The sequence below is a fragment of the Streptomyces sp. UW30 genome, assembly GCF_008042075.1.
Classification (GTDB): domain Bacteria; phylum Actinomycetota; class Actinomycetes; order Streptomycetales; family Streptomycetaceae; genus Streptomyces.
The window spans coordinates 1,723,986-1,737,071 of sequence record NZ_RDBN01000037.1; the positions used below are offsets into that span (position 1 = coordinate 1,723,986).

Here is a 13,086-nt window from a genome sequence, read left to right on the forward strand (position 1 = left end):
TCAGGTGGGGGGAGGTTCACGGGTACCGCCCGCTGGATAACGGCTGGAGCGCTCCACTAGCGCGCTCTAGTGGCAGGAACTATGCGGCGGTCCACAGGTGATGMCAATGGGTATGTCAGGACGTATCGACAAAGCCGAGGTGGGGCGGTGGTGCGTCAGTCGCCGCGGTGGGCACGGCGCACCGTCGCGGGCGACGACACAGGACCACCCCGCCTCGGACGAGACGGGGTGGTGGTGACGCGGTGGTGACCGCCGGTGGCCGGCGTTCGGCTCAGGCGGGCCGTATCACGCTGTGGATCGCCGCTTCTCCGGCGTAGTGGATGGATTCCTCGCGGATGAGTGCCCCGGGTCCCGGGGCGTGGATCATCATGCCGTTCCCGGAGTAGATCCCGACGTGCCCGGCGTGGAAGAGGACCAGGTCACCGGGGTCGACATAGGTGAGAGCGATGCCCTGCCCCGCCGTCGCCTGCTCCGGGGCCGTGCGCGGGAGGGTGATGCCGGCGGCCTTCCAGGCGGCCTGGGTGAGGCCGGGACCGTCGAACGCCTCCGGCCCGGTCGTGCCCCAGACACAGGGCTTGCCCAACTGTGCACGGGCGAACTCCAGGGCCCGCAGGGCGCGCGTGTCCTGCGACCCCGTCGCCGTGAGGGCGGTACTGATGGCGGTCGCCGGGGGCGCGGCGGTGGTGGTGCCGACGATCGGGTCCGTGGCGGGGATGGCGAAGGTGTCCGTTTCCAGGGCCGTTGGGGAGGTCGGCCAGGCCGCCGCGCCGGGCGGGACCGTGGTGAGGTCGGCGGCCGACTGCGCTTGCAGGGCCTGCCACTGGTCGTCGGCCGAGGGCAGTGCCTGTGGCTGGGCCGGCGTGGCACTCCAGGTGTCGGCTGCGGGCAGGGCGGCGACGGCCGTCGGCGGAGCGCTCTGCCGCATGGCGTACACGGACAGCAGCTCGCGGGCCCGGTCGAGCTTGCGTCGGCTCTGCTCCTTGGTCGTCCGCAGGCCCGACCGCTGCTGCGGATCGGCCGCCGGTGCGACGGCCGGGGCGGCCGGGAAACCGGGAGCGGTCGAGGCGGGCAGGGCGGGCACGGCCGGGAGGACCTGGGTGGCCTGGACATCCCCCTGCGGGGCCGCGGGCGCGGGCGGCAGCGCGGCGACGGGGCCTGCGGTCAGCTCGGCAACAGCAGCCCTCCCGGCGGCCGGAGCGGACGTCAACTCGGCGGCCGGCGCGGCGGTCAGCTCCAGCGGTGCGCGACCGGACAGCTCCCGCGCCGGGGCGAGGTCCTGCGTCGCACGCGCGGGCCTGCGCGCTGCGGGACGGTCCGGCGTTCTGTCGCGCGGCAGCACGGCCGGCACGGTCGGACCGCGCTTTGCACGCGCCAGGTCGAACCACTGCTGGGTGACGCTGTCGAGCGCGGGGTCGTCCCGCCCGATGTCGCTCGCCCGGGCCCCGACGGCAGATGCAGGTCCGGCGCCCTCCGGCCGGGCGTCGCGCCCCCGTGGTCCCGTCGACGAGGCGCGGGTGGCGTTGAAGGTTCCCGAGTCGGTCTCGGCCCGGTCGTAGAGGGAGGTGACCCGGCGGCTGACTTCCTCGCGGCTGGGTGCCTCGTCAGCGGACGAGGGGGCGGCGCCCGCCGTCTGGCCGAGCAGCGCCACCGAGGTGAGAGCCGCCGACGCGAATGCGGAGTTGCGCATGCCGGGCAGGCTGAGAGCCCCCGGCCGCGCGGTGCCTTCCGGCGCCATGGGCGACGTACTCCTTCCGTACTCCGCCTACCGAGTGAGCGGTGGGGGTACCCCCAGGCCGTTCAGGCCCTGGGGGAGGGTTCGGGCGGTGGAATCCGGAAGGTGTGCCCTACGGCCCTGCCCCGCAGGGCAGTTGGCCGATTCACCCCAAGTTCGGTTGGGTCCCCGGCTCCGATGAACCAGTGCGGTGCACCGGACTCGGCGGAGGCCGCGCGTCCCGGCGGGGTTCGCCGGAGTTCGTCGTGCGGCCTGATCCGTAACCTAGCCAACTTGTGCGCCTCCCGTGAAGGTTGAGGCGTTAAATGTCCGATACGTTTCTGTGACCTTCGACGCTTACGGGGGAGCGGCGGCCGGGTTCACTTCGCGGTGCGCCTGCGCCGCCACGCTTCGTAGTGATCCAGGACCGTCTGCTCGATCGGGCGGTAGGTGATGCCCAGTTCGCTCACGCTCCGGCTGTTGTCCACCCGGAACCGGATGCCGAGGTGTTTGCGGATGTAATCCTGCGTCAGGCCGAAGGCCGGGCCCAGGATCCGTACCGGCCAGTGCGGGAGCGCGGTGCGCGGGAGGCGGAGGTCACGGGGATACCGGGTCCGCAGGATGCTGGACATCTCGTGGAACGACGTCATGGTCTCGGCGGCGACGATGTAACGGCCCCTCGCGTCCGGGTTCTCGGCCGCCGCGATGTGCGCGTCGGCCACGTCGCGCACGTCCGCCGTGGCGAAGCTGAAGTCCGGGGCGCCGTAGAAGAAGTAGCCCTTGAACAGCTCCTGAAGCAGGAACAGGCTGCCGGACTCGGAGGCGGGTGTCAGGGACGGGCCCAGGACGAGGCCGGGGTTGACCGACACCAGGCGCCAGCGGCCCTGGGCGGCCTCCGCTTCCCGGGCGGCGCGCTCCGCGACCGTCTTGGCGTAGTGGTACGGGTTGTGCTCCACCGTGCTGGTGGTGTTGAAGTACCGCTCCGAGAGCACCGCGTCGTCCATCTTCAGGACGTCCGCGTAGTCACCGAAGATCGTGCCCACGGTGGAGGTGAGGACCACCCTGTCCACGGTGGGTGTCCGTTCGACGGCCGCCAGCACATTGCGTGTGCCGAGCAGCGCCGGGTCGACCATCTCCCGGCGGCCGTCCTTGATCTTCTCCGGCATACGGAACGGTGACGCCACATGGAACACCGTCCGGCAGCCGGTCATCGCCTCGTCGAAGGCACCCTCGGACAGCAGGTCGGCCTCGAACAGGGACAGTCGGCCGGGATGCGCCTCCTGCATCTCCCGCAGCGGCCGCACCTTGGCGGTGGCGGCCGTGCTGCGCACGGTGGCGTGGACCCGGTGGCCGCGCTCCAGGAGCCGCCGCACCAGATGACTCCCGACGAACCCACTCCCGCCGGTCACCAACACGGCTGCCGAACCGTCAGAACCCACGCCCTCACCCCTCACGTCGTGCGGTCGGGGGTCACCTTATGGCGCACGGCGGCCGGTTCGCGGGTGCGGTACCGAGCCCGCCTCACAGGCCCTTGTCGGCGGTGGCCGTCAGACTGTGCGGCATGACTTCGGTGACGGCACATGACTACGCCTGGATACGTTCCTCCCCGTTGTTCCGGCACGCGCTGGAGAGCGGGTACACCCTGACCCTGGTGCAGGGCGTCGCCCCGGGGGACGTCGTGCGGGTGATGGGGGCAGAGCCGCTGGGCGTGTGCACGGGGGTGGACGCGCTGATCGGGCGGCAGCAGGAACTGCGCGACGCGTCGGACTACTGGGACGAGTCCTTCATCTCGGGTGCGTTCACCGTGCCGGGCGCCGGCGGCGACTGGACGCTCGTCCTGCACTTCGACGGTGGCGTCGGGATGCGGCCCCGCTTCCTGGAGGCCTTGTCGGCGCACGGGCGTGCCGTGGCGCACTCCACCAACGGAGGCATGCCCATCGACCTGTTCCACTGGTACGAGGGCGGGGAGCTCCGGACCACCTTCGAGTAGCTCACCGCCAGGGACGGCAGCACCCCGGACGACCTGGTCCCTGTGATGCGTGAGGTCGGCTTCGACCTGTCCGAGGAAGAGGAGGAGGAAGAGGACGACACCGGTGCGGGCGTCGACACCAAGGCGGCGGTCCTCGCTCTTGCCGAGAGGCTGACCGGTGTTCGGGTCACGCAGGAGCTGCTCCGGGAAGCCGAGTACCAGCTGGGGCACGTGCCGGAGGAGCCCGCCGAGGAGTGGACCGGCGTCGTCATCGACATCACCGACGCCCACGGGGAACGCTTCTACAAGGAAGTCACCCGCGAGGAGGTCGAGAACGCCATGGTGCGCGCCCGCGCTGAGGCCGAGGCGCCGATCGCCATCCCCGGGCCCGAGTCACCCACTCGCTGACCCTCTCGCCGCAGGTGTGGAGGGAACGGGATCGCGTCACCCCCGGAAAACCAGCCACGGAGGATTGTGTACGACTCGCGTAGATCGCACGTACGTGCGACCAGCCGAACGACCCGGGTCAGGGGGTCCGCGGTGGCTCCGGGCCGGCCCGGCACCGTGCCGTGACACCCGGTGTGCAGAATCCGTGAACCACCTGGCCGAGGCGCGCAGGCGAGATGTGCGGATGCCGGGAGGGTGCCTTCACCAAATCCCCTTCGGGGGTGGCCTGAAGGCGCCTTGCTCGGTCAACTTCGAACACAGCAAGGTGGATCGAGCACTTGAGCATCAGGAGTCACAAGCGCGTCGCTTGGCTCGGACGGCCGACAAGTCCGGGGTACTGACGGGGGAACTGATGCGGTGCGCACGGCCGCCGCCATCCACTGGCGGGGGCTGTTCGTGCACGCGTCCGGCACTTCTCCCTGTGCCGTCTCTTGGTGCCTTCGTCCCGGTGCCCGAGACAGGGATAAGGAGGGGGAATGCCGATGAGCGCGCTGAGCGCCGCCAAGCCGACGTATCCCGGCGTCTACGTCGAAGAGCTTCCCAGCAGTACCCGTACGATCTCGACCCTGACCACGTCCGTGACCGCCTTCGTGGGCCACACCCGACGCGGTCCGCTCAACGAGCCGGTACGCGTCACCAGCTTCGCGGAGTTCGAGCGCCGCTTCGGCGGCCTGAGCGCACAGAGCGCCGTCGGCTACGCGGTCCACCAGTTCTTCGGCAACGGCGGCACCGTCGCGGTGATCGTCCGCGTCGCCAAGGCCGGCAGCGGCAAGGCCGCCTGCGTCACCCTCAAGTCCACCGAGGGCCACAGCGAGGGCCCGGTCCTCGAGGTGCACGCCAAGGAACCCGGCGTCTGGGGCAACGGCCTGCGCGTCGCCGTCGACCACGACACGCCGTGCCCCGACGAAACCTTCAACCTCCGGGTCTACGACGCCAAGGGCGACGCCCGCGAGAGCTTCACCGGCCTGTCCATGGACCCCGCGGGCGGCCGCTACGCGCAGACCGTGATCAACGCGGGTTCGAAGCTGATCCGCGTCGAGGTCGTCGGCGAGGGCCGCCCCGACCCGTCGGGCACCGTCTCCAAGCCGTTCGGCGACGAACTGCCGAACCTGGAAGTCGACCTGACCGTCAAGATCGGCGAGGTGGAGCGCGAGTTCAAGCTCTACGACCCCGACTGCGACGGTGAAGCTCCGTGCAGTGTCGCCGAGTTGGCGCTGCTCCTGGAGCGCAAGCTGCGCGCCCTGCCCGACGCGCCCGGCAAGCACGCCTTTGCCGGCACCGAGGTCACCGCCTTCGGCCGCCGTATCCAGGTCGTCGCCGGCTCCACCGACCCCGAGGACGTCGTCCGCTTCCTCGGCGAGTGCGCCAACGACCTGGGCCTCGAGGCCTCCGTCAACCCGCCGGTCTTCCCGCTGGAGGGCGGCGAGGACGGCGAGGCGCCCGGACCGCGCGACCTCATCGGCTCCGAGGGCGACAAGAGCGGCATCCAGGCGCTGCGCGGCGTCGCCGACGTCAACCTGCTGGCGCTGCCCGAGCTCGCCGCGTACGAGAAGACCGAGGACGCGCTCACGGTCATCTCGGCCGCCCAGCGGCTGTGCGCCGAGCGGCGGGTCTTCCTGCTGGTCGACTCGCCGAGCACCTGGGTCAGCGTCGACACCGCACGCGCCGGGCTCGCCGCCTTCGACGCGGTACGCGGCAACCACGCGGGCCTGTACTTCCCGCACCTGCAGCTCACCGACCCGCTCACGGGCCGGCTGCGCTCCTTCCCGCCGTCCGGCGCCGTCGCCGGCGTCATCGCGCGCACCGACTCCGAGCGCGGCGTGTGGAAGGCCCCCGCCGGCACCGAGGCGCGGCTCGCGGGCGTGCACTCGCTCACCGTCAACCTGACGGACCGCGAGACCGGCCTGCTCAACCCGCTCGGCGTCAACTGCCTGCGCACCTTCCCGGTCACCGGCCCGGTGGTGTGGGGCGCGCGCACGCTGGAGGGCTCCGACGCGCTCGACAGCGAGTGGAAGTACGTGCCGGTGCGCCGGCTCGCGCTGCACGTCGAGGAGAGCCTCCAGCGGGGCCTGCAGTGGGTGGTGTTCGAGCCCAACGACGAGAACCTGTGGCAGCAGATCCGGCTCGCCGCCTCCTCGTACCTGCACACCCTCTTCCGTCAGGGCGCCTTCAAGGGCGGCACCCCGCGCGAGGCGTACTTCGTCAAGTGCGACAGCGACACGACGACCGCCGAGGACATCGAGAACGGCATCGTCAACGTCCTCGTCGGCATCGCACCGGTCCGGCCGGCGGAGTTCGTGATCGTCAAAATCCAGCAGACGTCCGGGCAGTTCGCGCTCTAGGCGCTGGGAATCGTGGAGAACTGAAGGAATCCGATGGCTGAGTTCACGGTCAACGCGCATCGCTTCGACCCCTACAAGAACTTCAAGTTCCTGGTCCTGTGGGACGGTCGTACGGTCGCAGGCATCAGCAAGATCAGTCCACTGAAGCGGACGACGGAAGTCGTCAAGCACCGGCACGGAGGCGACCCGTCGTCGCCCCGCAAGTCGCCGGGCCGCTCCGAGTTCGAGGGCATCACCCTGGAGCGCGGGGTCACCCACGACCCCGAGTTCGACCGCTGGGCCAACAAGGTCTGGCAGGTCGGCGCGGGCCTCGGCTCCGAGGTGTCCCTCGCCGACTTCCGCAAGGACATCGTCATCCAGGTCCTCAACGAGGCCGGCCAGGTCGCCGTCTCGCACAAGCTGTACCGGACCTGGCCGAGCGAGTACCAGGTCCTCGGCGAGCTGGACGCCAACGCCAACGCGGTGGCCATCCAGTCGCTGAAGCTCGAGTGCGAGGGCTGGGAGCGGGACTACGAGGTGCCCGAGCCGGAGGAGCCGTCGTTCCTCAACCCGGCTTGAGCAGCGGGTAGTTAAAGGGGGGACGAGATGGGGATCACCGGGGCGGCCGAACTGCTGGCCACCTGGGAGGCGGGCCTCGCCGAGGCGCCGACGGGGCGCGCCCTGCTGCTGCACCGCACGGCGCGCCCGGACGTCGACACAGCGACCCTGCCGGTGCTGCCGGTGGGGGAGCGCGAGGCCGACCTGTTCGCGCTGCGCCGCGCCCTGTTCGGGGAGCGGATGCAGGTGCGGCTGGCCTGCACGGCGTGCGGGGAGGACATGGAGTTCGACCTGGACGCCGGGGAGTTCGCCCGGTCGCTGGGCGGGCCCGGTATCTCGCGCGAGCCGCTGCTGCGGGTCGAACAGGACGGCTGGGACGTGGAGTTCCGGCTGCCCGGGGTCGCCGACCTGACGGCGGCGGCCCGGGCGGCGGACCCTCGGGCCGCCCTGCTCGCCCGGTGCCTGGTCTCGGCAGCGCGTGACGGCGTGGCCGTGGCCGCCGGTGATCTGCCCGTCCCGGTCCAGCGCCGGATCGCCGAGGCCGTCGAGGCGGCCGACCCGGGGGCCGACGTGACGCTCAACGTCGCCTGCCCCGACTGCGGCGAGGCCACCCGGGCCGAGCTGGACATCGCCTCCTACCTGTGGACCGAACTGGACGCCTGGGCCCGGGACCTGCTGCTCGACGTCCATCTGCTCGCCACGTCGTACGGCTGGAGCGAGCCGGAGATCCTGGCGCTCAGCCCGCTGCGGCGCCGCTACTACCTGGAGCTGTGTGCGGATGTCTGACGCCGACGGGGCGCCGGTGCCCGACTTCCTCGACCGGCTGATCGCCCGGCACACCCCGGCCGCTGCCGGTCCGCGCCCGGGCGTGACGCGGGTACGTCCCCGGCTGCCCGGCCCGTTCGAGCGGGTCGAGGCGGTACGGAGCACCGCACCGGAACCGGACGACGGCTCCGACCTGCTGTGGCCCGCCACCGCGCCGTCCGCCGCACGGCCCAGGGAGGCGCCGCGCCAGGCGACGCCCGCGCTCCGGCCGTTCGTGGAACGGGAGCGGACGGTCGTACGCACCGAGCACACCCCGGCCGACCCGGCGCCGCGGCCCGCAACCCGGGCCCTGCCCGAGACACCGCTGCTGCGCCCCGTCGCACCGGTCACGCCCGGCCCGCGGCCGGCACCGGACGCCGTGCAGCGGGCGACGGGACGAGGGCGCCCGGAACGCGGCGCCCCCCAGAGCGCGGCGTCCGTACCCATCCCCCCGGGTACGGACGCCGCCACCCCCGCCGTCGTGTCGAACCCGCTGCGGCCCAGCGCCGCGGACACGGCGGCGGCACGCGACGCCATACGGCAGGCCGCTGCCCGGCGCCCCGCGCGGGCGCCCGAGCAGGTGGTGCAGGTGCAGATCGGGCGGCTGGAGGTGACGGCGGGAGGGGCGCCGCCCGGCGGGTCACGGCAGCGGACGCCGTCGAAGGGGCGGCCGGGAACGACCTTGAGCCTCGCCGAGTACCTGGCGCGAGGGCGGGAGTGACATGACAGACCGAGGAACCGAGGAACCGACGCCATGAGCAACGCACTCGCCATCGCCCATGTCACCCAGGCCCTCGCCCTGCTGCTCGCGTCCAACGTGGGCCCGGAGTTCGACGAGGCCGTGAAGGTGGAGCCGCACAAGCCGCCGACGGAGCCGCCGGACCACCCCACCATCAACGTGTTCCTCTACCAGGTCACGCCCAACACCTCGATGCGTAACAACGACCTGCCGACCCGGGCGTCCGACGGCACGCTGGTGAAGCGGCCGGCCGCCGCGCTGGACCTGCACTTCCTCATCAGCGCGTACGGCGACGAGACGACCCTGGTCGGGCAGCGGCTGATCGGCTCCGTGGTGCGGACCCTGCACGAGATACCGGTTCTGCCGCAGGACGTCATCGAGGAGACCGGCGCGCTCCCGCACCTGGCGGACAGCGACCTCGCGGAGGCGACGCAGCGGGTGCGGTTCACGCCGACGGTGATGGACATCGACGAGACGTCGAAGCTGTGGGGGATGCTCCACCAGACGCCGTACGCGCTGTCCGTGGTCTACCAGGCCACCCTGATCTTCATCGACGGCCGCGTGAAGCCGGTGCCGGGCAAGCCGGTGGAGCGGCCCGAGGTACGGGTGCTGCCGTTCGGTGCGCCGGGTGCGCCGGTCCCTCCGGGGGCTGAGGTGCCGTCAACTGACGGGAAATCGGCGGCTGTTGAGACGGCGGGCGCTGTTGAGAAGCCGGCGGCTGAAGACCCCGGGGCGGCGAGTGGTGCTGCCAAGAAGACCGCGAAGGCCCCGGCCAAGACCGTCGCCAAGGCTCCGGCACGGGCCCGCAGGACCGCCCGGGGAAGCAAGTCGGCACCGCCGGAGCCACGGAAGGGCACGGAGGGCTGAGACGGCATGGGAACGACGGGGGCAGGTGAGGGCATGGGGACGAACGAGCCGGGCACGGCGGGTTCTTCGAGCACTGCGGGCGGACACGACGTCGGCGCGACGCTGATCGAGGAGATCCGGCGCGTCCTGTCCCTGATCGACGCCCACGCCACCGGCGCCGGACAGGGAACGGAGCCGGAGTCCACCGGTTCGACCAGCCCGGCACCCCTGGCCGCCCCGGGCACCGCCCCCCTCGACGCCCTTGTCGCCTGCTTCGGCCTCACCACCTTCGAACGCGACCTGATCCTCCTCGCCGCCGCCGACGAGCTGGACCCGACGACCGCGGCCCGCTGCGCCGCCGCCTGCGGTGACCCCCAGCGGGCGTACCCGACGTTCTCGCTCGCCCTGGCCGCCCTCGCCGAACCGCACTGGAGCGCGCTCACGCCCGTCGCGCCGCTGCGGCGCTGGCGGATCGCAGAGCTGGACGACGAGTCCCGGCTGACGACCTCCCGCCTCCGCCTGGACGAGCGGATCCTGCACTTCCTGCTGGGCTCGCCCTATCTGGACGCCCGGCTGCACGGCCGCCTGCGCCGCACCTCGGTGCCCGAGCAGCTGCCGCCGTCGTACGACCTGGCCGCGAGCCGGGTCGCCGAGGGCTGGACGACCGGGGCGAGCCCCGACGCGCCGCTGCTCGTCGAGGTGACCGGCGGTGACCTGCGCAGCCGTGCCGACATCGCCGCCGCGGCGGCCGCCCGCTCCGGGCTGGGGGTGTACTCGATGGGTGCCGAGGACATCCCGACCGACCCTGCCGAACGCGACCGGCTCGCCCGGCTCTGGCAGCGCGAGGCGATCCTGCTGCCCGCCGCGCTGCTCGTCGAGGTCGGCGAACTGGACCGCGACCAGCGGGCGGCGACCGAGGCGTTCCTGGCCGGAGCGGCCGTACCGGTCGTCGTGTCGAGCGAGGATCCGCTGCGCTCGGACCGCCCGCACGGCGCACGCGTGGCCGTGCCGCGCCTCGACGAGGAGGAGCAGGTCGAGCTGTGGGGCCAGGCGATGCATCCGATCGCCGACCTGGACGACGTCGAACTGCGGTCCCTGGTCGCCCAGTTCCAGCTGCCGCCGCACGTCATCCGGTCCGCCGCCGCGACCGTACGCCGTCGGCTGCCCTACGAGGACCTCGACGCCGCCGAACTCGCCTGGCGGGCGGGTCTGGAGGAGGCCCGGATCGGCATGGACGAGCTGGGCCGCCGGATCGAACCGGAGGCGGCCTGGGGCGACCTGGTCCTCCACGACCGTCAGACCGGCGTCCTGCGCGAGATCGTCGCCCACGTGCGCCAACGCGCGACCGTCCACCAGGAGTGGGGATTCGCGGGCACCCTGCGCCGCGGACTCGGCGTCACGGCCCTGTTCGCGGGCGGCTCGGGCACCGGCAAGACGCTGGCCGCGGAGGTCATGGCGAAGGAACTCGGCCTGGACCTCTTCATCGTCGATCTGTCCCAGGTCGTGAGCAAATACATCGGCGAGACCGAGAAGAACCTCCGCCGGGTCTTCGACGCCGCCGAACGCGGTGGCGCGCTGCTGCTGTTCGACGAGGCCGACGCGCTGTTCGGCAAGCGCAGCGAGGTCAAGGACAGCCACGACCGGTACGCCAACCTGGAGGTCAGCTACCTGCTGATGCGGATGGAGGCCTACCGCGGCCTCGCCATCCTCACCACCAACATGAAGAAGGCCCTCGACACCGCCTTCCTGCGCCGCATCCGCTTCGTCGTCGACTTCCCCTTCCCGGCCGAGCACGAACGCGCCGAGATCTGGCGGCGCGTGCTGCCCTCGCGGGCCCCGGTCAAGGACATCGACACCGACCTGCTCGCCCAACTCACCGTCGCGGGCGGCTCGATCCGCAACATCGCGCTGTCCGGGGCGTTCCTCGCGGCGGAGGAGGGCGACCGCCTGCAGATGCGGCACATGCTGGCGGCGGCCCGCACCGAGTACCAGAAGCTGGAGCGTTCCCTGACTCCGGGGGAGGTGCGGGGATGGGTGTGAACGGCGAGACCGGCGGCGAGCGCCGGCCGCGCGAGATCCGGGTGGAGATCGGCGAACTCGCCCTCCACGGCTTCCGCGTGGACCCGGACCGTGTCTCGGCCGCCTTCGAGTACGAGCTGACCCGCCTGATCCGCGAACACGGCGTGCCGCTGGCGACCGACGCAGCCATAAGCGCCGACACACTCTCGGGCCTCCCCCCGCTGCCCGCGGGCCTGTCCGCCCGCCGCCTCGGCCAGGAACTGGCCCGCGCCGTGCACGAGGGCCTCAGTGGCCACGGGGAGGTGACGCGATGAGTTCCCAGACCCAGGACGGCCGCGCCGAGCAGGCCGCCGAACAGCGCCGCCGCAAGCGCAAGGAGCGGGCCGCCAAGTCCCGTACGCCGGAGCCGAAGGACATCGTCAGCGGCGCGGGCCAGCCGCTGGACCCGGGCGTACGACGAGAGCTGGAGGAGCGGCTCGGCCACGACCTCAGCCGCGTCCGCCTGCACACGGGCCGCGACGCCGGCCAACTGACCGACCTCCTCGGCGCCGACGCGGTCGCGGTCGGCCAGGACGTCTTCTTCGCCGAGGGCGCCTTCAAGCCCGGCACCGACGAGGGCCGCCGCCTCCTCGCCCACGAACTCCTCCACACCGTCCAGAACCCACACGGCCTCGGCACGCTGCGCGCGGGGCGGGAGCTGGGGGCGGTCAGTCTGCCGCAGCAGGCGATCGAGCGGGAGGCGGAGGGAGCGGCGCAGGATCTCGTACGGGACCCGGAGGCCCGCCCCGAGACGGCCGACGTCGAGCAGGACCAGGCCACACCTGGGTGGCTGCGGTACGCGACTGTTGACGCCGACCGGAGCCGCGCCGAGGCCATGGACCCGGCGACCCTCGTCGACCGGGTCGCCAACTCCGTCGTACGTTCCCTGCGCGGCGACCCCGAGGACCTGTCCCACCGCACACGCAAGCAACTCGCCCGGCTTCCCGAGGTGTTGCTCGACGGCGTCCTCGTCCGCCTGGAGAACCGGCTGCTCGCGCCCGAGCACGACCGGGTGCTCGACCTGGTCGACGAGGTCGAGGCATACGAGGACCACGCCGAGGCCCTCGAACGCCACGCGCACGACGCTCCCCAGATCGAGCCGGACGTGGCGGAGGAGGTGCGCACCGAGCGCGAGAACGAGCGGCGGGACGCGGACGAGCGCAAGGCGGAGGAACAGCGCCCGAAGCTCGCGCCCGGGCCGGAGAAGGAGCAGATCGACGACGAGGGTGCGGCCGGTAGCACCCCGCACAACGGTGGTACGCCGGAACACGGGACGACTCCGCAGGGTGGCGGTGCGCCACGGGGGTCGGAGCCGGCGTCCGGTGCGGGATCTGCCGGTGCGTCCGGTGCGTCCGGTGCGTCCCGGGCCTCCCGGGCAGGGGGCGGGCAGGGGGCGTCGGCCGCGCCCGCGACCCGGAAGGACCAGTCCTCGGCCTCCTCGGCATCCGGGGGGAAGTCGGAGGGCGGGCAGCGCGGCGGTCAGCAGGGCGGCGAGAAGAAGTCCCAGGACGCGGCGGGGGGCAAGGAGAAGGCCGGCAAGGAGGCCACCGAGCAGGAGCAGGCGCCCGCCGCGCTGCCCGCCCTCCGACTTCCCCCCGGATGCCGAGGAGGCCGAGGACTGGTCCTTCCGGGT

10 protein-coding genes and 1 pseudogene are annotated in these 13,086 nt (G+C 72.5%); 9 read left to right on the plus strand and 2 right to left on the minus strand.

All coding sequences use genetic code 11. The features are described from left to right. Positions 1–271: 271 nt before the first annotated feature. Both EAO75_RS47625 and EAO75_RS26630 read right to left on the minus strand, forming a co-directional pair. Positions 272–1,687, minus strand: coding sequence for a C40 family peptidase (locus EAO75_RS47625; protein WP_261989417.1), 1,416 nt, complete (start codon positions 1,685–1,687; stop codon positions 272–274). A gap of 404 nt (positions 1,688–2,091) precedes the next feature. Next, positions 2,092–3,150, minus strand: a complete 1,059-nt coding sequence (locus EAO75_RS26630) for an NAD-dependent epimerase/dehydratase family protein (RefSeq protein WP_147997538.1) — start codon at positions 3,148–3,150, stop codon at positions 2,092–2,094. A 122-nt stretch (positions 3,151–3,272) separates the two neighbouring features. Between EAO75_RS26630 and EAO75_RS26635 the strand changes: the two are divergent. The 9 genes and pseudogenes from EAO75_RS26635 to EAO75_RS26675 form a co-directional block, all read left to right on the plus strand. After that, a pseudogene (locus EAO75_RS26635) lies at positions 3,273–4,088 on the plus strand (DUF6461 domain-containing protein). Between the two features lie 515 nt (positions 4,089–4,603). Then, positions 4,604–6,469, plus strand: a complete 1,866-nt coding sequence (locus EAO75_RS26640; protein ID WP_147997539.1) for a phage tail sheath subtilisin-like domain-containing protein — start codon at positions 4,604–4,606, stop codon at positions 6,467–6,469. Positions 6,470–6,502: 33 nt separating this feature from the next. After that, a complete protein-coding gene (locus EAO75_RS26645; protein ID WP_004003113.1) occupies positions 6,503–7,027 on the plus strand; it encodes a phage tail protein in 525 nt (174 codons plus the stop codon). Between the two features lie 27 nt (positions 7,028–7,054). Continuing rightward, positions 7,055–7,792, plus strand: a complete 738-nt coding sequence (locus EAO75_RS26650; RefSeq protein WP_147997540.1) for a hypothetical protein — start codon at positions 7,055–7,057, stop codon at positions 7,790–7,792. Further along, complete coding sequence (locus EAO75_RS26655) at positions 7,785–8,531, plus strand: hypothetical protein (protein ID WP_147997541.1); 747 nt, start codon at positions 7,785–7,787, stop codon at positions 8,529–8,531. Before EAO75_RS26650 ends, EAO75_RS26655 begins: the two co-directional genes overlap by 8 nt. Before the next feature lie 33 nt (positions 8,532–8,564). After that, entirely contained in the window at positions 8,565–9,416 is an 852-nt protein-coding gene (locus EAO75_RS26660) for a DUF4255 domain-containing protein (RefSeq protein ID WP_147997542.1), read from the plus strand. 33 nt (positions 9,417–9,449) lie between these two features. Then, entirely contained in the window at positions 9,450–11,435 is a 1,986-nt protein-coding gene (locus EAO75_RS26665; protein ID WP_147997543.1) for an ATP-binding protein, read from the plus strand. Next, positions 11,426–11,728, plus strand: a complete 303-nt coding sequence (locus EAO75_RS26670; protein ID WP_147997544.1) for a hypothetical protein — start codon at positions 11,426–11,428, stop codon at positions 11,726–11,728. Before EAO75_RS26665 ends, EAO75_RS26670 begins: the two co-directional genes overlap by 10 nt. Then, the coding region (locus tag EAO75_RS26675; RefSeq protein ID WP_147998090.1) for a DUF4157 domain-containing protein at positions 11,725–13,086 on the plus strand (1,362 nt) is incomplete at its 3' end. The genes EAO75_RS26670 and EAO75_RS26675, both read left to right, overlap by 4 nt.

Coding starts and splice junctions, on each gene's coding strand:
- EAO75_RS26655 (WP_147997541.1), top strand. CDS start 7,785: ATGTCTGACGCCGACGGGGCGCCGGTGCCCGACTTCCTCGACCGGCTG.
- EAO75_RS26670 (WP_147997544.1), top strand. CDS start 11,426: ATGGGTGTGAACGGCGAGACCGGCGGCGAGCGCCGGCCGCGCGAGATC.
- EAO75_RS26650 (WP_147997540.1), top strand. CDS start 7,055: ATGGGGATCACCGGGGCGGCCGAACTGCTGGCCACCTGGGAGGCGGGC.
- EAO75_RS26660 (WP_147997542.1), top strand. CDS start 8,565: ATGAGCAACGCACTCGCCATCGCCCATGTCACCCAGGCCCTCGCCCTG.
- EAO75_RS26665 (WP_147997543.1), top strand. CDS start 9,450: ATGGGGACGAACGAGCCGGGCACGGCGGGTTCTTCGAGCACTGCGGGC.
- EAO75_RS26640 (WP_147997539.1), top strand. CDS start 4,604: ATGCCGATGAGCGCGCTGAGCGCCGCCAAGCCGACGTATCCCGGCGTC.
- EAO75_RS26645 (WP_004003113.1), top strand. CDS start 6,503: ATGGCTGAGTTCACGGTCAACGCGCATCGCTTCGACCCCTACAAGAAC.
- EAO75_RS47625 (WP_261989417.1), bottom strand. CDS start 1,687: ATGCGCAACTCCGCATTCGCGTCGGCGGCTCTCACCTCGGTGGCGCTG.